Source organism: Sphingopyxis sp. 550A (assembly GCF_053569535.1).
This window is the reverse complement of record NZ_CM131615.1, coordinates 1,451,437-1,470,474: the sequence shown is the minus strand read 5'-3', so window position 1 is coordinate 1,470,474 and position 19,038 is coordinate 1,451,437. Positions and strand designations below refer to the sequence as shown.

General features: G+C 65.6%; 19 protein-coding genes. 11 read left to right on the top strand and 8 right to left on the bottom strand.

The features are described from left to right. Positions 1-8: 8 nt before the first annotated feature. From ppdK to ACVENA_RS07050, 4 genes are all read right to left on the bottom strand, one after another. Positions 9-2,666: a pyruvate, phosphate dikinase gene (gene ppdK, locus ACVENA_RS07065; RefSeq protein ID WP_449328906.1), complete on the bottom strand. Its 2,658-nt coding sequence runs from the start codon at positions 2,664-2,666 to the stop codon at positions 9-11. A gap of 112 nt (positions 2,667-2,778) precedes the next feature. Continuing rightward, complete coding sequence (gene glyS / locus ACVENA_RS07060; protein ID WP_449328192.1) at positions 2,779-5,031, bottom strand: glycine--tRNA ligase subunit beta; 2,253 nt, start codon at positions 5,029-5,031, stop codon at positions 2,779-2,781. Beyond that, complete coding sequence (locus ACVENA_RS07055; protein ID WP_449328191.1) at positions 5,028-5,381, bottom strand: endonuclease domain-containing protein; 354 nt, start codon at positions 5,379-5,381, stop codon at positions 5,028-5,030. The genes glyS and ACVENA_RS07055 overlap by 4 nt, the downstream gene beginning before the upstream one ends. A 116-nt stretch (positions 5,382-5,497) precedes the next feature. After that, a complete protein-coding gene (locus ACVENA_RS07050) occupies positions 5,498-6,379 on the bottom strand; it encodes a glycine--tRNA ligase subunit alpha (RefSeq protein ID WP_449328905.1) in 882 nt (293 codons plus the stop codon). 255 nt (positions 6,380-6,634) lie between these two features. Between ACVENA_RS07050 and ACVENA_RS07045 the strand changes: the two genes are divergently transcribed. The 4 genes from ACVENA_RS07045 to ACVENA_RS07030 all read left to right on the top strand — a co-directional run bounded on the left by ACVENA_RS07045 (position 6,635) and on the right by ACVENA_RS07030 (position 9,360). Further along, complete coding sequence (locus ACVENA_RS07045) at positions 6,635-6,835, top strand: helix-turn-helix transcriptional regulator (RefSeq protein ID WP_257549590.1); 201 nt, start codon at positions 6,635-6,637, stop codon at positions 6,833-6,835. Next, positions 6,816-7,466 (top strand): hypothetical protein, encoded by a 651-nt coding sequence (locus ACVENA_RS07040; RefSeq protein WP_449328190.1) that lies wholly within the window; start codon positions 6,816-6,818, stop codon positions 7,464-7,466. The genes ACVENA_RS07045 and ACVENA_RS07040 overlap by 20 nt, the downstream gene beginning before the upstream one ends. 62 nt (positions 7,467-7,528) lie before the next feature. Beyond that, on the top strand, positions 7,529-8,467 hold the full coding sequence (locus tag ACVENA_RS07035; RefSeq protein WP_449328189.1) for a TraB/GumN family protein: 939 nt from the start codon (positions 7,529-7,531) through the stop codon (positions 8,465-8,467). A 56-nt stretch (positions 8,468-8,523) separates the two neighbouring features. Then, positions 8,524-9,360, top strand: coding sequence for a TraB/GumN family protein (locus tag ACVENA_RS07030; protein ID WP_449328188.1), 837 nt, complete (start codon positions 8,524-8,526; stop codon positions 9,358-9,360). A gap of 207 nt (positions 9,361-9,567) precedes the next feature. On the opposite strand, the gene ACVENA_RS07025 is transcribed toward ACVENA_RS07030, so the two are convergent. Beyond that, on the bottom strand, positions 9,568-9,969 hold the full coding sequence (locus tag ACVENA_RS07025; RefSeq protein ID WP_449328187.1) for a MerR family transcriptional regulator: 402 nt from the start codon (positions 9,967-9,969) through the stop codon (positions 9,568-9,570). A 41-nt stretch (positions 9,970-10,010) separates the two neighbouring features. Between ACVENA_RS07025 and ACVENA_RS07020 the strand changes: the two genes are divergently transcribed. The 3 genes from ACVENA_RS07020 to ACVENA_RS07010 are packed head-to-tail and all read left to right on the top strand — an operon-like array spanning position 10,011 to position 12,847. Continuing rightward, complete coding sequence (locus ACVENA_RS07020; RefSeq protein ID WP_449328186.1) at positions 10,011-10,748, top strand: MauE/DoxX family redox-associated membrane protein; 738 nt, start codon at positions 10,011-10,013, stop codon at positions 10,746-10,748. A gap of 55 nt (positions 10,749-10,803) precedes the next feature. Then, complete coding sequence (locus ACVENA_RS07015; RefSeq protein ID WP_449328185.1) at positions 10,804-12,375, top strand: alkaline phosphatase D family protein; 1,572 nt, start codon at positions 10,804-10,806, stop codon at positions 12,373-12,375. A 13-nt stretch (positions 12,376-12,388) separates the two neighbouring features. Beyond that, positions 12,389-12,847 carry a MaoC family dehydratase gene (locus ACVENA_RS07010; protein ID WP_449328184.1) on the top strand — a complete coding sequence of 153 codons (459 nt, stop codon included), beginning with the start codon at positions 12,389-12,391 and terminating at the stop codon, positions 12,845-12,847. A 57-nt stretch (positions 12,848-12,904) separates the two neighbouring features. On the opposite strand, the gene ACVENA_RS07005 is transcribed toward ACVENA_RS07010, so the two are convergent. Next, the gene (locus ACVENA_RS07005; protein WP_449328183.1) at positions 12,905-13,438 is read right to left on the bottom strand and encodes a hypothetical protein; all 534 of its coding nucleotides are present in this window, start codon (positions 13,436-13,438) and stop codon (positions 12,905-12,907) included. A 4-nt stretch (positions 13,439-13,442) separates the two neighbouring features. Continuing rightward, a complete protein-coding gene (locus ACVENA_RS07000) occupies positions 13,443-13,760 on the bottom strand; it encodes a winged helix-turn-helix transcriptional regulator (RefSeq protein WP_449328182.1) in 318 nt (105 codons plus the stop codon). Between the two features lie 109 nt (positions 13,761-13,869). Here ACVENA_RS07000 and ACVENA_RS06995 point away from each other — a divergent pair, with 109 nt between their 5' ends. Further along, a complete protein-coding gene (locus tag ACVENA_RS06995; protein WP_449328181.1) occupies positions 13,870-14,196 on the top strand; it encodes a nuclear transport factor 2 family protein in 327 nt (108 codons plus the stop codon). A gap of 340 nt (positions 14,197-14,536) precedes the next feature. Here ACVENA_RS06995 and mutL read toward each other — a convergent pair whose 3' ends face one another. Beyond that, positions 14,537-16,354, bottom strand: a complete 1,818-nt coding sequence (gene mutL / locus ACVENA_RS06990; RefSeq protein WP_449328180.1) for a DNA mismatch repair endonuclease MutL — start codon at positions 16,352-16,354, stop codon at positions 14,537-14,539. Positions 16,355-16,550: 196 nt separating this feature from the next. Between mutL and ACVENA_RS06985 the strand changes: the two genes are divergently transcribed. From ACVENA_RS06985 to ACVENA_RS06975, 3 genes are read left to right on the top strand one after another with little or no spacing between them, the layout of a single operon-like run. Then, positions 16,551-17,597 carry a rod shape-determining protein gene (locus ACVENA_RS06985; RefSeq protein WP_093508848.1) on the top strand — a complete coding sequence of 349 codons (1,047 nt, stop codon included), beginning with the start codon at positions 16,551-16,553 and terminating at the stop codon, positions 17,595-17,597. A 17-nt stretch (positions 17,598-17,614) separates the two neighbouring features. After that, positions 17,615-18,520, top strand: coding sequence for a rod shape-determining protein MreC (mreC, locus tag ACVENA_RS06980; RefSeq protein WP_449328179.1), 906 nt, complete (start codon positions 17,615-17,617; stop codon positions 18,518-18,520). Beyond that, entirely contained in the window at positions 18,517-19,038 is a 522-nt protein-coding gene (locus ACVENA_RS06975) for a rod shape-determining protein MreD (RefSeq protein WP_257549513.1), read from the top strand. The genes mreC and ACVENA_RS06975 overlap by 4 nt, the downstream gene beginning before the upstream one ends.

Genomic DNA, 19,038 nt, shown 5'->3' with positions numbered 1-19,038 from the left:
TTCAGCGATTATTTTTGCAAGGCCGCCTGCGCCGCTGCAAGCCGCGCGATCGGCACGCGATAGGGCGAGGCGCTGACGTAATCGAGGCCGGTCTTTTCGCAGAAATGGATGCTCGGCGCGTCGCCGCCATGCTCGCCGCAGATGCCGAGCTTGATCCCCGCGCGAGCGCCCCGGCCGCGTTCGGCGGCAAGCTCGATGAGCTGGCCGACGCCCTCGACATCAAGGCTGACGAACGGGTCGGTGACGAAGATGCCCTTGTCGACATATTGGGTCAGGAAGCGGCCCGCGTCGTCGCGGCTGATGCCGATCGTTGTCTGGGTGAGGTCGTTGGTGCCGAAGCTGAAGAATTCGGCCGACTGCGCGATCTCGCCTGCCATCAGCGCGGCGCGCGGCAGTTCGATCATCGTGCCGACAAGATAGGCGATCTCGCGTCCCTTTTCGGCGAACACCGCCTTCGCCGCCGTATCGACGACCGCCTTCATCAGGTCGAATTCGCGGCGCGTGGCCACCAGCGGGATCATTACCTCAGGAATCGGCGCCGCGCCGGTTTCGGCGGCGACGTCGCACGCTGCCTCGAAGATCGCGCGCGCCTGCATCTCGTAGATTTCGGGATAGGTCACGCCGAGGCGGCAGCCGCGGTGGCCGAGCATCGGGTTAAATTCATGGAGCTCGTTGGCGCGCGCCTTGAGCGCCTCGATGCCCACCCCCGCTGCTGCTGCGACCTCGGCGAAATCCTCCTCGCGCGTCGGCAGGAATTCGTGCAGCGGCGGATCGAGCAGGCGGATCGTCACGGGCAGCCCCGCCATCACGCCGAAGATCGCGGCAAAATCGCCGCGCTGTTCGGGCAGCAGCTTGGCGAGCGCGGCGCGGCGGCCGTCCTCGCTGTCGGCCAGGATCATCTCGCGCACCGCGGTGATGCGCGCGGCGTCGAAAAACATATGCTCGGTGCGGCAGAGGCCGATGCCCTCAGCCCCGAAATCGCGCGCGACCTGCGCGTCGGCGGGGGTTTCGGCGTTGGTGCGCACCTTCATGCGGCGGACCTTGTCGGCCCAGCCCATCAGCGTGCCGAAATCGCCGACCAGCTCGGGGAGCAGCGTCGGAACCTCGCCCGCCATCACTTCGCCGGTCGAGCCGTCGAGGGTCAGGATATCGCCTTCGCGCAGTTCGCGGCCCGCGACGCGCAGCACGCGCGCATGGCCGTCGATGGCGAGCCCGCCCGCGCCCGAGACGCAGGGACGCCCCATGCCGCGCGCGACGACCGCCGCGTGGCTGGTCATCCCGCCGCGCGCGGTCAGGATGCCCTTTGCCGCGTGCATACCGTGGATGTCCTCGGGCGACGTCTCGACGCGGACGAGGATCACCGCCTCGCCCATGCCTGCGGCCTTTTCGGCGCTGTCGGCGTCGAACATGATCTTGCCCGACGCGGCGCCGGGGCTCGCCGGGAGCCCCTTGGTGAGCACATCGCGCGGCGCCTTGGGATCGAGCGTCGGGTGGAGAAGCTGGTCGAGCGCGCCGGGGTCGACGCGGCCGACGGCTTCCTCTTCGCTGATCAGCCCTTCGGCCGCCATTTCGACCGCGATGCGCAGCGCCGCCTTGGCGGTGCGCTTGCCCGAGCGGGTTTGCAGCATCCAGAGCGTCCCGCGTTCGACGGTGAACTCGATGTCCTGCATGTCGCGGTAATGATTTTCGAGCGTGTCGAAGACACGGCCGAGCTCGCCGAAGGTTTCGGGCATCGCCTCTTCCATCGACAGCGGCTTGGCGCCCGCCTTTTCGCGCGCGATCTTGGTCAGATACTGCGGCGTGCGGATGCCGGCGACGACGTCCTCGCCCTGCGCGTTGATCAACCATTCGCCGTACCAGGCGCGCTCGCCGGTCGCGGGGTCGCGGGTGAAGGCGACGCCGGTCGCCGAGGTGTCGCCCATATTGCCGAACACCATCGCCTGCACATTGACCGCGGTGCCCCATTCGCCGGGGATCGAATTCAGGCGGCGATAGACTTTCGCGCGGTCGCTTTCCCAGCTCGCGAAGACGGCGCCGATCGCACCCCAGAGCTGGTCCTTCGGCTCCTGCGGGAAAGGCGCGCCGGTCTCGCGCGCGACGATTGCCTGATATTCCTTGACCAGCGCCTGCCAGTCCTCGGCGGACATTTCGGTGTCGAGATAGAAGCCCTTGTCTTCCTTCGCGATTTCCAACGCCTCTTCGAACGCCGCATGGTCGAGGCCCATGACGACGTCGGCGTACATCTGGATGAAGCGGCGATAGCTGTCCCACGCGAAGCGCGGGTCGCCCGACGCCTGCGACAGGCCGGCGACGGTGCTGTCGTTGAGCCCAAGGTTAAGGACGGTGTCCATCATCCCCGGCATCGACACGCGCGCGCCCGAGCGGACCGAGACGAGCAGCGGATCGGCCGCGTCGCCGAATGTCTTGCCGGTGATGCCTTCGATATGCGCGATCCCCGCGGCGACATCCTCGACCAATCCGGCGGGGAATTGCTCACCATTGGCATAATAAGCGGTGCAGACGTCGGTGGTGATCGTAAAGCCCGGCGGGACCGGCAGGCCGATCGAGGCCATTTCGGCAAGGTTCGACCCCTTGCCGCCCAGCAATTCCTTCGAGCGCTCGGCCGTGGTGGCCGCGCCGCCGAACAAATGCACCATCTTCGTCATCATATGCTCCTGCTGCCCCGGGGAGGAGGTTGCGGCTGGATAGGTATGCAATCCGGGTTGGTCGATTCAGTTTTACTTCGTTCGTTATAAGCTGCGGCGCATAGCCGTAGCGTCAGCCTTCGATCTTTGAGAAATCTGCGACGCCATGCACCGCGCCGGTAAATCGCGCGAGCAGGCCGAGGCGCCAGGCGCGAACCGCCTCGTCGGGATCGTTGACCATCACGCCCTCGAAAAAGGCGTCGATCGGTGCGCGCAGGCTCGCGAGCGCGGCCATGGCGTCGGTAAAGCGTTCGTCAGCGACGGCAGCGGAGGCAGCGGGTTCGGCGGCGTCGAGCGCGGCGAGCAGGGCCTTGTCCATCTCCGTCGCCCCAGCGAAAGCTGGGGCCGCCATCGTCGTACCACCATCGCCAGCGATCCCAGCTTCCGCTGGGATGACGCTATCTTTGCCCGCCTGCTTCAGAATATTCGCCGCGCGCTTGTAGCCCGCGAGCAGGTTGGTGCCGTCCTCGGTCGCCATGAAGGCCTGCAGCGCTTTCACGCGCGCGAGCAGGCGAACGAGATCATCCTCACCCCCGAGCGCGAACACCGCGTCGATCAGGTCGTGGCGGACGCCAGCTTCGCGCTGCTGGACCTTTAGGCGGTCGATGATGAAGTCGAGAGCGCTGGATATTGTCGAGAGCGCCAAGTCAACGGCAGATTCCTTTATTCCTGCCTCCTTGGACTCCAAGAACTCACCCATAGGGCCGGAAACACCTTCGACATGCTGACCCTTTGATTCCATCTCTAGCAGCTTGTCCAGCGCTGCAGAAAAGTCGCCCAACTGGTCAAAAAAGCGAATCTTAGCAACTGGTGTAGCACTGCTTATCAGCAGCGCCCGGTTCATTCCGAACCGCAAATTACTATCAACAATGAGCCTAATAATTGCAATCGCCGCACGTCGAAGGGCAAACGGATCCTTCGAGCCAGTAGGCCGTTCATCAATCGCGAAAAAGGCCGTCAACGTGTCCAGCTTATCCGCCAACGCCACAGCCACGGTTACCGGCGCCGTCGGGACGACATCGCCCTGCCCGACCGGCTTGTAATGGTCGCGGATCGCGTCGGCGACGGCGTCGGGCAGGCCCTCGGCGCGGGCGTAATAGCCGCCCATCAGGCCCTGCAGTTCGGGAAACTCACCGACCATCTCGGTGACGAGATCAGCCTTTGCCAGTTCGGCCGCCTGTCGCGCGAGTGCGGGGTCGCAGTTCGGGACGATGCCTTCGCTCGCCAGCCATTCGGCGAGCTTGGCGACGCGCTCGACCTTGTCGGCGACGGTGCCGAGCTTTTCGTGGAAGGTGATGTTCGCGAGCTTTTCGGCGTGCTGCTCGAGCGTCTTCTTCTGGTCCTGTTCCCAGAAGAAGCGCGCGTCGGAGAGGCGCGCGGCGAGGACCTTGCGGTTGCCCGCGACGATCTCCGCACCGCCGTCGACCGCGTCGATGTTCGCGGTGCAGACGAAGCCGTTGGCGAGCTTGCCGTCGGCACCGTTCACGACGAAATATTTCTGGTTCACGCGCGCGGTGAGCTGGATGACCTCGGGCGGCACCTCCAGAAACGCCTCGTCGAAGCGGCCGAGCAAAGGCACCGGCCATTCGGTGAGCCCCGCATTCTCGATCACCAGTCCCTCGTCTTCGACGAGCGTCAGGCCGGCGTCGGCGGCGGCCTTGGCGGCGCCGTCGCGGATGATCGCCTGCCGCTCTTCATGGGCGACGATGACGTGGCAGGCGCGCAGCTTGTCGGCATAGTCGGTCGCCGAACCGATGGTGATCTCGCCGGGGCAATGGAAGCGATGGCCGCGCGTCGCGAAACCGGCGGAAATCCCGCCAACTTCACACGCAATCAACGCTTCGCCGAAGATCGCGACAATGCCCGACAGAGGGCGCACCCAGCGTAGGCTCTCGCTGCTCGCGCTTTCCTTGCCCCAGCGCATCGACTTGGGCCAGGCGAAGCCGCGGACGATCGCGGGGATCGCCTCGGCGAGGACATCGGCGGTCGCGCGACCGGGCTTGTCGATCACCGCGAACCAGACGCCGTCGCGGTCTTCGAGCTGGTCCTGCGTCAGGCCGGTCTTGCGGAGAAAACCTTCGAGCGCCTGCGGCGGCGCGCTGGTGCGCGGACCCTTGAGTTCCTCGCTGACCGCGGCGGTCGCGTCGGGGAGGCCTTTCGCGATCAGCGCGAGGCGGCGCGGGGTCGACCAGACGATGATGTCGCCCGCTTCGAGGCCCGCGACGGCGAGTTGGGCGCGGAACAGCTTTTCGAGCTCGGCGCGCGCGCCGGCCTGCATCCGCGCCGGAATTTCCTCGCTACGCAGTTCGAGAAGGAAATCGGTCATGCAAAATCCTCCCCGCTCGCGGGGAGGGGGACCATGCCGGAGGCATGGTGGAGGGGGCTATCGGCCTTGAGCCGAAGCAGCGCGACGACGCCGTCCATATTTTCCAGCACATCCTTTGCCGTCACGCGAACGACCTCAAATCCTTGCGCTGTCAGGCGTGCGTCACGCGCGGCGTCACGAGCCGGCGCCATCCCGCGATCATGCGCCTCGCCGTCGATTTCGACGATCAGTCTTGCAGCCATGCAGCAGAAATCCGCAACATAGGGACCGACCGGGTGTTGACGACGGAATTTCGCGCCCAGTTTCTGGCCGCGCAGTTGCTCCCACAGGAGAACCTCGGGCAAGGTCATTTCGCGGCGGAGTTTGCGGGCGGCATAGACCTGCGGGCGTTGCAGGCTCCGCGAGCCCCCTCCACCACGCTTCGCGTGGTCCCCCTCCCCGTTTCGGGGAGGATTTTGGACGACCATCATAGCGTCCACCCCGGATATTGTGCGGTCCAGCGTTCGGACTGGCTGTCGATCCACGCCTTGCAGCTTCCCTTCGCAAGGTCGCGGACGCGCGCCATGTAATTGGCGCGTTCCTGCACGCTGATCACACCGCGTGCCTGCAAGAGGTTGAAGAGGTGGCTTGCCTCGATCGCCTGATCATAGGCGGCGAGCGGGACGTTCGCGGCGATCGCGCGCTGGCATTCGGCCTCGGCGGCCTTGAAGCCCGCGAAGAGCGTGTCGGTGTCGGCGACCTCGAAATTCCATTTCGAGAATTGCCGCTCATTTTCCAGAAACACATCGCCATAGCTGACCGCCGCGACGTCGCCGACGGCGTCGGAGAAACGCAGGTCGTACACATTGTCGACATTCTGGATATACATGGCGAGACGTTCGAGCCCGTAGGTGAGTTCGCCCGCGACGGGCTTGCAGTCATAGCCGCCCATCTGCTGGAAGTAAGTGAACTGGGTCACCTCCATCCCGTCGCACCAGACCTCCCAGCCCAGCCCCCAGGCGCCGAGCGTCGGCGATTCCCAATCATCCTCGACGAAGCGGATGTCGTGGAGCAGCGGGTCGATGCCGATCGCGGCGAGCGAGCCCAGATATTGTTCCTGCAGGTCGGCGGGCGACGGCTTCAGGATCACCTGATACTGGTAATAATGCTGGAGGCGGTTCGGATTCTCGCCATAGCGGCCGTCGGTCGGGCGACGGCTCGGCTGGACATAGGCGACGTTCCACGGCTCGGGGCCAAGGCTGCGCAGCGTCGTCGCGGGGTGAAAGGTCCCCGCCCCGACGCGCATGTCGTAGGGCTGGAGAATCGCGCAGCCGCGCGCCGCCCAATAGGCATGGAGCGTCAGGATCATGTCCTGAAAGCTGAGGACTTTCTTTTCCGCCGCGTCGGCCACCCGATTTTCCGCCTTTCGCAGGTGCAACAATCCCCGCCGCCCTTGGCGCAGCGGCGGCGCAGGGTCAAGGGAGGGCGGTGGAAGTTGGCGAAAGTGCCGCGGAGCGCTGGTTCCCGACCGCCGATGTCAGGTCTTGTTGACATGGTCAGCGAATCATGTCATTTAGTCAACAATACCTGACATTCGGTCAGGGACGCATGACGGATACGGCGTGTGAACAACAAGCTGAAGGTGCTGCGCGCGATGCGCAACTGGAGCCAGGCGGAACTTGCCGACCGGCTCGACGTGTCGCGGCAAGCGGTGAACGCGATCGAAACGGGCAAATACGACCCGTCGCTGCCGCTCGCCTTCAAGCTGGCCCGACTGTTCGCCATGCCGATCGAGGAGATTTTCGATGACGGCCATGAAGGATAGGATGATGGTCACGGAGCCTCAGGAACCGCGCGCGCCGGGATTCATCTGGCCGACGCTGATCTGCTTTGGCGCGATCTTCCTCGCCGGCATCTTCGCCGGCTATAGCAAGGCCGCCGCGGAAGCGGGCAAGGCGACGCTCGCCCCCTGGGCCGGACCGCTGATCGCCGCCACGCTCGGCATAGCGGGCCTCTTCTTCTATTTCCGCCGTCACGCGGACTGGTTCCGCGCCTTGTCGCGTCGCCGCCGCCGCTATTGGACGGCGCTGGGCCTTGCCGCGGTGATCGGCGGAATCGTCGGCGTCTGGGCCTCGTTCGATCAGCCGGCCAATCGCGGCGCGATCGAGATGGCGTTCACCGGGGCGCTCAGCGCGAAGTTCGCGATCGGCGCGTCGATCCTGTGGGTGATCGGGCTGCTCGTGTCGATGGTCATCTATCACCGCTCGATCGACGATCATGAGGAGCGTGCCTGGCTGTGGGCCGGGCTTGCGGGCTGGTATGCCTTCATCTTTCCAGCCCCCGTCTGGTGGGTGCTCCACCGCGCCGGCCTTGCTCCGCCAGCCGATGCGATGCTGTTGTTCCTGCTGTCGATGGTCGCGAACGCCATCGTCTATCTCTGGCTCAAATTCCGCTGACTTTCGCTTTCCCCTCCCCTATTTCCATCCGGCCACAAGGCCATGACTGAAAGGTGTTTTTGATGAAAAGCTGGTTCAAGACGCTCGTTGCAAGCTGCGCGGTGGTTCCCTTTGCCGCCTGCGCGCTGACTCCCGGCAACGTCGCCTTTGCCCAAGAAGCCGCCGTCGCCACGGCCCCGGCAACCGCGACGGTCGCCGCCAAGCCGGGCCTGTGGGCGGTCAAGGACGCCGACACGACCATCTATCTGTTCGGCACCGTCCATGTGCTGAAGCCCGGCCTCGGCTGGTTCGACGGCGCCGTGAAGCAGGCGTTCGACAAATCGGACGAACTCGTCCTCGAAATGGTACTGCCCGAGGATCAGGCCGAGGCGGCGAAAGTCACCATGCCGCTGGCGATGGACCAGAGCGGCACGACCCTGTCGGCCAAGCTCGACCCCGACGCGCTGAAGGCCTATCAGGCCGCGCTGACAGGCCTCGGCGTGCCGGTCGCCGCCTTCGACGCGTTCAAGCCGTGGTTCGCAGCCGTTACGTTGTCGGTTCTGCCGCTGACCAAGCTCGGCTATGATCCGACGCAGGGTGCCGAAATGCAGCTCACCGCAGCCGCCAAGACGGCGACCAAGCCGATTTCCGGCTTCGAAACGCTCGAGGAACAGCTCGGTTTCTTCGATTCGATCCCCGAGGACGGGCAGATCGCTTTCCTCAACGCGACGGTGAAGGATATCGACAAGCTCGCCCCCACCCTCGACACGATGGTCGGACAGTGGAGCAAGGGCGACACCGACAAGCTGGCCGCGACGATGAACGAAAGCATGGCCGCGACGCCCGAGTTGACCAAGATCCTGCTGTGGGACCGCAATGCCCGCTGGGCCGACCAGATCAAGGCGCGGATGGACAAGCCCGGCACGGTCTTCGTCGCGGTCGGCGCGGGCCACCTCGCGGGACAGAAGAGCGTTCAGGACTATCTGAAAGAACGCGGACTGAAAGCGACGCGCGTTCAGTGACGCGGATCGGGACCGATATCCCGATAAGAAGGGGTCGCCGCCTTGCGGCGGCCCTTTTGCCGCTACTTCTGATCGCGTGCCAGGCGGAGCCGGCGGTCAAGGCGCGGCCGGCGATGTGGCTGGTCGCCGATGACGACACGCGCATCTATATGCTCGGCACGATGCACGCGCTGCCCGCCGGGACCGATTGGGACGAGGGCAAGGTCGCCGGAGCGATCGGCAAAGCCGACGAGTTGATGCTCGAGCTGTCGCCGGAGCAACTCGCGGACGCCGGCGCGGTATTTCAGGAGCTTGCACCGCGCGTCGCACCGCTGGCGATGCGCGCGCGCTTGCCCGCAAAGGCGTTCGCGGGCTATCGCGCGATCGAGGGAGACGAACCGCTCGGCGGCGACGGCCTCGACGATTGGGCGGTGCTGGTGCTGATGGGGCAGCGCGTCGCGGCGCGCGCCGAGCTGTCGCCCGCCGATGGCGTAGAGGCAGGGCTGACTACTGCCTTTCGGCACGCGGGCAAGCCGGTTCGCGGGCTCGAAAGCGCGAAAGCGCAACTGATGCTGTTCGAGACGCTCGACTCCGCCACCCAGCGCGCGCTGCTTGTCCGTGCGGCCGCGAACGCCGATCGCGCCGAACGGGACGTGATCGCGATGGCGGCTGCCTGGTCACGCGGCGACGTCGATGCGCTGGCGAAGATCGTCAACGAGGACGTCGACCGCGTTCCCGCCGCGCGCAAGGCGCTCCTCACCGACCGCAACCGGCGCTGGAGCGCGTGGGTCGAGCAGCGCCTGAACCGGCCGGGCACGGTGCTGATGGCGGTCGGCGCGGGGCATCTGGTGGGCGATGACGGCGTGCCGGCCATGCTGGCGGCCGAGGGGTATAAGGTGGTGCGGGTGCAGTGAGTGGGCGGGTGATGTCGGCTTTGGGGTGGTGAGCGGATATCCCCCTCCTTGAAAGGGAGGGGTTAGGGGTGGGTAGCGAGCGTAGCGAGCCGGAAGGAAGAGCGCCGCCTTCGGCGGCCACCCACCCCCGTCCCCTCCCTTGCAGGGAGGGGAGAGGATAGGTCCGCAACCGGTCGTTAGTGGCGAATCCGTTTCAGCCTCCAAGCCTTACGGCTCGAACGCCGTTAGTATCGGGCATGGCCCCACATCGCTTGCCGCGCATTGGTCGGCGAGCCTGGCGAGCGCCCCGCGCGTTTCGGTCATTTGCGCGATCTTTTCGTCGAGCGCGTCGATCCGCTGGCGCGCCAGCGCCCGCACGCGGATGCGGTCGTCGCTTTCCTCCAGCGCGAGCAGTTCCGAAATCTCCTCGAGCGTAAACCCTGATGCCTGTGCCGCGCGGATGAATTTCAGCCGCCGCACATCGTCCTTGCCATAGCGGCGGACGCCGCCGCCCCAGCCGTCGCCGCCGCTGCGCACCGGCGTGCCTATCAAGCCGCGGCGCTGGTAATAGCGCACCGTCTCGACCCCGACCCCGCCCGCGGCGGCCAATTTTCCGATCGTGAGTTGCATCACTTGACTCCGTACCATGGTACGGATCCTATATGGGGCGCATGACGAAACAGGCAATCCTCCATCGCATGGTCATGCCGGGGCATATCTGCCCCTATGGCCTCAAGGCAAAACATCTTCTGAAAAGCCGCGGCTTCGCGGTCGACGACCGCTGGCTGACGACGCGCGAGGAGACCGACGCGTTCAAGGCCGAGCATGGCGTCAAGACGACGCCGCAGACTTTCATCGACGGGGTGCGCATCGGTGGTTACGACGATCTGCGCCGCCATTTCGGGCTGAAGGTCGCCGACCCCGACGCGACCAGCTACACGCCCGTGATCGCGCTGTTCGCGATGACCGCGCTGATGGCGCTCGCGGCGGGCTTTGCCGTCGACGGCACGCCTTTCACGCTGCGCGCGGCCGAATGGTTCATCTCGTTCAGCATGATCGTGCTCGCGCTGCTCAAATTGCAGGACGTCGACAAGTTCGCGACGATGTTCCTGAATTACGATCTGCTCGCGCGGCGCTGGGTGCCCTATGCGAGCATCTACCCTTTCGCCGAGGGGCTGGCGGGGGTGCTGATGACCGCGCACGCCCTGCCCTGGCTGTCGATCCCGGTCGCGCTTTTTATCGGCGGCATCGGCGCGGTGTCGGTGTTCAAGGCGGTTTATATCGACAAGCGCGACATCAAATGCGCCTGCGTCGGCGGCAGCAGCAAGGTGCCGCTCGGCTTCGTCTCGCTGACCGAAAATGTCATGATGATCGCGATGGCGCTATGGATGGCGCGCATGTGGTTCTGATCGGATAGCTGGGCTATGCCGCTGGCATTGAGTCGTCCTTGCCCGTGGAGTGCCCATGCTGAACCGCCGCCATTTCCTCGCCACCGCGACGCTCGCGGGCCTGTCCGCCCCCGCGATCCTGCGCGCGGAAGCAGGCTTTTTTCGCGACTTTCCGTTCAGCCTGGGCGTCGCGGCGGGCGATCCGGCGAGCGACGGCTTCGTTATCTGGACGCGGCTCGCGCCCGACCCGATGGAGCCGCACGGCGGGATGCCGCTGGTCAATGTGCCGGTCGAATGGGAGGTCGCCGAGGACGGCGGTTTTCGCACCATCGCGGCGAAGGGCACCGAACTCGCGCGCCCCGAACTCGGCCACAGCGTCCATGTCGAGGTCGCGGGGCTGAAGCCCGACCGCCCCTATTATTACCGCTTCACCGCAGGCGGCGAGCGCAGCCTGCGCGGTCGCGCGCGCACGCTTCCCATGGTCGGCGCCCGCACCGACGCGCTGAAATTCGGGGTCTGCGGCTGCCAGCATTATGAATCGGGCTTTTACGGCGCCTATCGCCACCTCGCGCGCGAGGATCTCGCCTTTGTCTATCACTACGGCGACTTCATCTATGAATATCAGCAGGACTATCTCTTCCCCGACGGGCTTCCGGTGCGGCCGGTGCGCAAATATGCGCTACGCGGATTGCAGGATCTGAGCGATTTCCGCACCTCCTACACCCAGACCCTGCTCGACATCGACATGCAGGCGGCGCGATCGGTCCACGCCTTCATCTCCTCCTTCGACGATCACGAGATCCGCAACGACTGGGTATCGGTCTATGACGACTGGAAGATGGGGCTCGACGAAAACAACCCCGACGCGCCACCGCCCGAGGTTTTCATGCTGCGCCGGCAGGCGGCGTTTCAGGCGTGGTACGAGCATATGCCGGTGCGCAAGGCGCTGCTCCCCAAGGGCGGCTTCATCGCCGCGAACCGCGAGCTGCGCTATGGCGACCTCCTGTCGATGCAGATCCTCGACACGCGCCAATATCGCGACAACCAGCCGTGCGGCGACGGCTTCAAGCCCGCCTGCCCCGACGTCTTCGCCAAGAATGCCGACGTATTGGGCAAGGCGCAGGACGATTGGCTCGCGAAGAATCTGGCAAAGGGCGGCGCGACCTGGAACGGCATCGCGCAGCAGGTGACGATGATGTCGCTCGATCGCCGCCGCGACGAAAGCGAGCCGAAGAAGATTCTGAACCTTGATAGCTGGGCGGGCTATGAAGCGCCGCGCGAGCGGATGCTCTCGCGCCTCGCGGGTCTCAAGAATGCCGTCGTCATCACCGGCGACGAGCATCAGAACTTCTGCGGCGACCTGATCCTCAAGGACAAGGTCGTCGGCGCGGAGTTCGTCGGCACCTCGATCACCAGCGGCGGCGACGGCAGCGACCTGCGCAAGGGCACCGACGTCTTCCTGAAGCTCAACCCCGAACTCAAATTCGCCAACGATCTGCGCGGCTATATGGTCTGCGAGGTCGGGCGCGAGGCGTGGCAGACGCACTTCATGACCGTCGACAAGGTGACGACGCCGGTGAACACGCTGTCGAAGCGCGCGACGGGGATCGTCGAAAATGGCGTCGCCGGGATCAAGATGTCGGCCTGATCGGGGAATTATCTTGCTTTACTACGAAGATATCGAGGTCGGCGTCGTCCGGCGTTTCGGCAGCAAACAGGTGGTGCGTGAGGAAGTGATCGACTTCGCGTCCAAATATGACCCGCAGCCCTTTCATCTCGACGACGAAGCGGCGGCGCAGACCTATTTCGGGCGGCTGTCGGCGAGCGGCTGGCATACCGGCGCGATGATGATGCGGATGATGGTCGACGACATGAAGCAGCACGAGCAGGCCGGGCTCGGTTCGCCGGGGATCGAGGATCTGCGCTGGCTGAAGCCCGTCTATCCGGGCGACACGCTGCGCTGCGAGAGCGAAATACTCGAAAAGCGGCGGTCGGGGAGCCGCCCCGAAATGGGGATCATCCAGTCGCGGATGACCGTGTTCAACCAGCATGACGAGCCGGTGATGACGATGCGCTCGGCGGGTTTGATCCGGGTGCGGGACGTGGGTGGCACCGATTGATTACGACGCCCCTCACCCGTCACCCCGGATCAAGTCTGGGGTGACGAAGAGGATCGTTCAATCGCGCAGGATCGCCATCGCGTCGATCGACGCGGTAGGGGCGCTCGATATCTGGAGCAGGTAGCGGCCCGGTTCGACGTCATATTCGACCATCTTGCGGATGCCCGAGCAGTCCGGGCCGTGGCCGTGCGCGGCCGATTTCAGGAACTTGCCGTCGCGAACGAGGTCGATCCACGCCCCCGCGCCGAGCGCGACGACCAGCCGGCCGGGCGTCTTGACCTCGATCGGCACCATGCCGCCATATTTGAAGGGGTCGGGCTTGCGTTCGGGCGCGATCTCGAAGCGCAGGCTTTCGAAACGATGCAACCCCAGCGTCGTCCGCGCCGCGCCGAGCGACGGCCAACTCGCCTCGCGCGGTTCGCCATAGGCATAGATGGTCTTGCTCGCCGCCGCGCGCGACCAGTCGGAAAGCTCGGGCGGGAGCACGGGGTTTGCGGGACAGGCCTGTACCGGTTTGGCCGGTTCGGCGGCAGCGCCCGCATTCGCCTCAAGGGCAAAAAGACCGGCGGCAAGGAATATTCCGAGTTTCATTCCATCACTCCTCCGCGTGGCCCGACCGCGCCTCGGCCCAGCTTAGCATGGCGTCGAGCGCGGGACATAATGCCTGCCCCCATTCGGTCACGCCATATTCGACCTTGGGCGGCACCTGATGGTGCACGATCCGGCGCACGATGCCGTCGCTTTCCATCTGGCGCAACTGCTGGATCAGCATCTTTTGCGATATGCCGGGAATTGCCCGTTCGAGGTCCGAAAAGCGCCTCAAAGGACCACCGAACAGATGGAACAGGATTACCAGCTTCCAGCGCCCCTCCAGCATCCGGAACGCCTGTTCGACACCATCGGCGGCTGTCATCGCCGTATGCCCTATCTTACTCATAGGTAAGTACCTTACTTTTTTGTGCGTTCTTGCGATTTTCGCAGTTTAGAAACATCTTGGCGGCGAAGCAATCCAAGGAGCCCCCATGTCCATCGATCTGCCCCGCCCCATCGCCGCCTATTTCGCCGCCGACCGCGCCGACGCGGCCGCGGTCGCCGCATGCTTCACCGGCGAAGCCGTCGTCAAAGACGAAGGGAAAACACATCGCGGCAAGAGCGAAATCATCGCGTGGAAGGCCGAAACCTCAAGCAAATACAGCTATACCGGCACACCCGTCGCGGTGACCGAGGAGAATGGCAAGATCGTGGTTACATGCCATCTCGTGGGCAATTTTCCCGGTGGTGAAGTCGATCTGCGCCATATCTTCGCGATCGAGGATGGCAGGATCGCCTTCCTGCACATCACCGTCTAGGTGACCTATTTTCTTCCAAACAGCCGCTCGACATCGTCCATCGCGAGCTTGACCAAGGTCAACCCCTTAAGAGGGGCCAGCTTTTCCGCCAAACTGAAGTGAGAACGACAGCTTTGGGGGTGGTGAGCGGATATTCCCCTCCCTGCAAGGGAGGGATTAGGGGTGGGTAGCGAGCGTAGCGAGCCGGAAGAAGAGCGCCGCCTTCGGCGGCCACCCACCCCCGCCCCCTCCCTTGCAGGGAGGGGAGAAGACAGGTCGGCTCCCGGTCGTTAGCAGCCATCAACCATGGCCGTCCGAGCTATCGACAAAAATAAATTATAATATCAATGCCTTAACCTATTCATTTTCGCCCGAACAACCGCTCAACATCAGCCATTTGTAATTTTACCCACGTCGGACGACCATGGTTGCACTGGCCCGAGTGCGGCGTGATCTCCATCTGCCGGAGCAACGCGTTCATCTCGGCGACATTCAGCGTCCGCCCCGCGCGCACCGAGCCGTGGCACGCCATCGTCGCCGCGACCAGTTCGAGCCTTTCCGACAGGCCGAGCGCGGCGTCGTAGCCCGCGAGATCGTCGGCGATGTCGGTGACGAGCTTGTGGCAGTCGATCGCCCCCAGCATCGCCGGGGTCGCGCGCACCATCACCGCGGCGGGACCGAAGCGTTCGAGTTCGACGCCGAGCGCGGCAAGCTGCGGCGCCGCGGCCTCGAGCCGGTCGCACGCGGGCTCGTCGAGCTCGACGACCTCGGGCAGCAGCAGGCCCTGCGACGGCACCGCCTGCCCGCTCATCCCGCGCCGCAATTGTTCGAGCACGAGCCGTTCGTGCGCGGCGTGCTGGTCGACGATGACAAGACCGTCCCCGGCCTCGGCGACGATATAGGTTTTCGCGATCTGGCCACGCGCGATGCCGAGCGGGTGCTCGTCGGCCTCGGGCGGCGCCATTTCGGCGACCTCGGCGCGGCCCGCGAGCGGCGCAGATGCGCTCGCGAAGGGAACGAGCCGATCGTAGACGCGCGCGACCGCCTCGTTCGCGGGCGGCGTGTCGGTGCCGAAAAGATGCACCGCGGGCTCGGTGCGGCGGCCGAAGAGAAAGCCGGTTGCGGGCTCGGGCGGCGGCACCGGTTCCTGTTGCCACGCCGCCAGCGCCGCTTCGGCCGGGCGCTGGACGCTGCGGAAGCCATGCTCGTCGAGCGCGCGGCGCAAGCCCCCGACGATCATCCCGCGAATGAGCTGCGGGTCGCGGAAGCGCACCTCGGTCTTCGCCGGGTGGACGTTGACGTCGACCTCGCTCGTCGGCACGTCGAGGAACAACGCTACGACCGGATGGCGGTCGCGCGCGAGCAGGTCGGCATAAGCCCCGCGCAAGGCCCCGACGAGCAGCCGGTCCTTCACCGGGCGGCCGTTGACGAACAGATATTGATGATCGGCGATGCCGCGATTGTAGGTCGGCAAGCTGATTACGCCGCCGAGATGCACCTCGCCGCGGTCGAGATCGACGCCGATGCTGTTCGCGGCCAGCTCGCGCTGGGTCAGCGCCGCGACGCGCGCGAGCCGGTCCTGCCCGCCCTGGACGTCGAGGACACGGCGGCCGTCATGCTCGACGACGAACGCAATGTCGGGGCGCGCCATCGCGAGCCGCTTCACGACGTCGAGGCAGGCGGCATATTCGCTGCGGCCGCTGCGTAGGAACTTGCGCCGCGCGGGGACGCGCGCGAACAGATCCTCGACGAGGACGCGGGTGCCCTTCGCCAGTGCCGCCGGCCCCTCCGCCGCAAGCGCGCCATTGTCGACGACGCGCTTCCAGCCGTCGCCGCCCGAGACCCGGCTTTCGAGGGTCAGCCGCGCGACGCTGGCAATCGAAGGCAGCGCCTCACCGCGGAATCCCAGCGTCGTCACATCCTCGATCGCGTCGTCGGGGAGTTTCGAGGTCGCATGGCGTTCGAGCGCGAGCGCCATCTCGGCGGCGGTCATACCGCAGCCGTCATCTTCGACCTCCAGCCGCGAAATCCCGCCCTCGACGATTCGCACCGAAATGCGAGTCGCGCGCGCGTCGATGGCGTTTTCAACCAGTTCTTTCAGCGCTGCGGCGGGTCTTTCGACCACTTCACCGGCTGCGATCCGATTTACGAGCGTTTCCGGCAGGCGACGTATTGACATGGGGCCTCTCGTAGCGCAGTCGGACGCAAATCGCGACCCACCCGCACAGCCCTGATCATTTTGTCCAGCCACCCCAAAAGGACGAGCCGGAATCTCCCCCTGATTGTAGCTGTCGCCGGCCCCGGGGCGCGCGGGTGAAATCACGACAGGGGCGTGTCCGTCAGGGACGCGGCTTCGATGACAGGAAGCAGTATCGATGTCCTTCTTTTCTCGCTGGCTTAAATTCAACTCCCAAGACATGGCAATCGACCTCGGCACCGCGAACACGGTGGTCTATGTGCGCGGCAAGGGGATCGTCCTCAACGAGCCTTCGGTGGTCGCGGTCGAGACGCTGAACGGCATCAAACGCGTGAAGGCGGTCGGCGACGACGCCAAGCTGATGATGGGCAAGACCCCCGACAGCATCGAGGCGATCCGCCCGCTGCGCGACGGCGTCATCGCCGACATCGACGTCGCCGAACAGATGATCAAGCATTTCATCACCAAGGTCCATGGCGGCAAGCCCAACGCGTTCCGCAGCCCCGAAATCGTGATCTGCGTGCCCTCGGGCTCGACCAGCGTCGAGCGCCGCGCGATCCGCGACGCCGCCTCGAACGCGGGCGCGAGCGAAGTGTGGCTGATCGAGGAACCGATGGCGGCTGCGATCGGCGCCGACATGCCGGTGACCGAACCGATCGGATCGATGGTCGTCGACATCGGCGGCGGCACGACCGAAGTCGCGGTGCTGTCGCTCCGCGGCCTCGCCTACACCACCTCGGTCCGCGCGGGCGGCGACAAGATGGACGAAGCGATCGTCTCCTATGTCCGCCGACACCATAATCTGTTGATCGGCGAAGCGACCGCCGAGCGGATCAAGAAGGATTTCGGCATCGCGCGCATCCCCGCTGACGGCGTCGGCCTTACCATCCACATCAAGGGCCGCGACCTCGTCAACGGGGTGCCCAAGGAAATCTCGATCAACCAGGCGCAGATCGCAGAGGCGTTGTCCGAACCGATCGGTACGATCGTCGAGGGCGTGCGCATCGCGCTCGAAAACACGGCGCCCGAACTCGCCGCCGACATCGTCGACCAGGGTATCGTCCTGACCGGCGGCGGCGCGCTGATCGCCGAGCTTGACGAACTGCTGCGCGACGCGACCGGCCTGCCGGTCACGGTGGCCGAGGATCCGCTGACCTGCGTCGCGATCGGCACCGGCCGCGCGATGGAGGATCCGGCCTTCCGCGGCGTGCTGCAGCAAGCCTGATCGTCTAGGCTCGCATCATGGTCCGCCCGGCACATCGGCGTCCGGGGCAATCCCGAAAGGCCCAGTACAGCCTGTTCGCTGCCTATGTCATTGCGGTGACGGGGGCGGTGGCGGGTTTGCTGCTGGCTGTGCTGTCGGTTGTCGATCCCGTGGGCTTTGCCCAGCTTCGCATCGCGAGCCAGGAAGTGACCGCGCCGATCGCGCGCGCCAGCCGTGCGGCGATCGGCTCGATCTCGGGGATCGACGACGCCGTGTCGGCCTATGTTCAGGCGGGGTCGCAGAACCGGCGGCTGCGCAAGGAGCTGGCCGCGACGCGCCGCCAGCTTGTCGCGACCAGTTCGCTCCAGGAGGAAAATCGCCAATTGAAGGCGCTGCTCGAATTGCAGCAGACCGACAAGGCGGCGATCGCCAACGGCTATCTCCTCACCTCGACCTCGACGAGCAGCAAGCGCATCGCGCTGCTCAGCATCGGCCGCAACGTCGGCATCGCGGCAGGGCAGCCGGTGCGCGGCGCCGACGGGCTCATCGGACGCGTGCTGAGTTCGGGCCCCTCGGTATCGCAGGTGCTGCTGCTTACCGACGTCGACAATATCGTTCCCGTCCGCCGCGCGCGCGACGGACTGCCCGCGCTCGCCTATGGCCGCGGCAACGGCGATCTCGACATCCGTACGCTCAACATCGCGAACAATCCGTTCAAGCCCGGCGACATTCTGGTCACCTCGGGAACCGGCGGCCTTTATCCGCCGAACATCCCGGTCGCGATCGTCGCGCGCCGCCAGGATGACGGCGCGCTCGCCCGCCCGCTCGCCGACCCCGCGAAGGTCGATGCCGTGTCGGTGCTGCGCGCCTATACCCCCGACAATATCGAGGCGCTGGCGGTCCCCGCGCCCGCCCCCGCTCCTCCGTCCGCGAAAGCGCCATGAACCCGCGCGGACCGCGCCTCGGCGAGCCGGCGTCGCTGTGGCGGATGCGGATCGTGCCGATCGCGACCGTGCTGTTCGCCTCGGCGCTGCCGCTGATGCTGCCGCTCGTCGCCAGTTCGCCGGTGCTGCCGCCGCTCGGACTGCTGTTCTTTTTGAGCTGGCAGCTGCTGCGCACCGAGATGTGGCCGGTGTGGATCGGCCTGCCGCTCGGTCTGTGGGACGATCTGTTCAGCGGCGCGCCGATCGGCACCGCGATCGGGCTGTGGACGATCGCGAGCATCGTGATCGCCTATATCTCGCAGCGCATCTATTGGCGCGGCTTTCTGCACGACTGGGCGATCGGCGCCTTGCTCGTCGCGGTCATTCAGTCAATCGCCGCGCTGATCACTCACCCCCACGCCGCGCCGGGACATGTCCTCGGGCTCGTGGTGCCCCAAATCATCGTTTCGGTCCTGCTCATGCCGCTGTTTCTTCGTCTGACCGGCAAGTTTGACAATTTCCGTCTCAGGCGCAGATAA

What these genes read in the sequence shown, in the direction of transcription:
- ppdK (WP_449328906.1), bottom strand. Translation starts at nt 2,666, where the DNA reads ATGACGAAGATGGTGCATTTGTTCGGCGGCGCGGCCACCACGGCCGAG.
- glyS (WP_449328192.1), bottom strand. Translation starts at nt 5,031, where the DNA reads ATGACCGATTTCCTTCTCGAACTGCGTAGCGAGGAAATTCCGGCGCGG.
- ACVENA_RS07055 (WP_449328191.1), bottom strand. Translation starts at nt 5,381, where the DNA reads ATGACCTTGCCCGAGGTTCTCCTGTGGGAGCAACTGCGCGGCCAGAAA.
- ACVENA_RS07050 (WP_449328905.1), bottom strand. Translation starts at nt 6,379, where the DNA reads ATGATCCTGACGCTCCATGCCTATTGGGCGGCGCGCGGCTGCGCGATT.
- ACVENA_RS07040 (WP_449328190.1), top strand. Translation starts at nt 6,816, where the DNA reads ATGACGGCCATGAAGGATAGGATGATGGTCACGGAGCCTCAGGAACCG.
- ACVENA_RS07035 (WP_449328189.1), top strand. Translation starts at nt 7,529, where the DNA reads ATGAAAAGCTGGTTCAAGACGCTCGTTGCAAGCTGCGCGGTGGTTCCC.
- ACVENA_RS07025 (WP_449328187.1), bottom strand. Translation starts at nt 9,969, where the DNA reads ATGCAACTCACGATCGGAAAATTGGCCGCCGCGGGCGGGGTCGGGGTC.
- ACVENA_RS07020 (WP_449328186.1), top strand. Translation starts at nt 10,011, where the DNA reads ATGACGAAACAGGCAATCCTCCATCGCATGGTCATGCCGGGGCATATC.
- ACVENA_RS07015 (WP_449328185.1), top strand. Translation starts at nt 10,804, where the DNA reads ATGCTGAACCGCCGCCATTTCCTCGCCACCGCGACGCTCGCGGGCCTG.
- ACVENA_RS07005 (WP_449328183.1), bottom strand. Translation starts at nt 13,438, where the DNA reads ATGAAACTCGGAATATTCCTTGCCGCCGGTCTTTTTGCCCTTGAGGCG.
- ACVENA_RS07000 (WP_449328182.1), bottom strand. Translation starts at nt 13,760, where the DNA reads ATGACAGCCGCCGATGGTGTCGAACAGGCGTTCCGGATGCTGGAGGGG.
- ACVENA_RS06995 (WP_449328181.1), top strand. Translation starts at nt 13,870, where the DNA reads ATGTCCATCGATCTGCCCCGCCCCATCGCCGCCTATTTCGCCGCCGAC.
- mutL (WP_449328180.1), bottom strand. Translation starts at nt 16,354, where the DNA reads ATGTCAATACGTCGCCTGCCGGAAACGCTCGTAAATCGGATCGCAGCC.
- ACVENA_RS06985 (WP_093508848.1), top strand. Translation starts at nt 16,551, where the DNA reads ATGTCCTTCTTTTCTCGCTGGCTTAAATTCAACTCCCAAGACATGGCA.
- mreC (WP_449328179.1), top strand. Translation starts at nt 17,615, where the DNA reads ATGGTCCGCCCGGCACATCGGCGTCCGGGGCAATCCCGAAAGGCCCAG.
- ACVENA_RS06975 (WP_257549513.1), top strand. Translation starts at nt 18,517, where the DNA reads ATGAACCCGCGCGGACCGCGCCTCGGCGAGCCGGCGTCGCTGTGGCGG.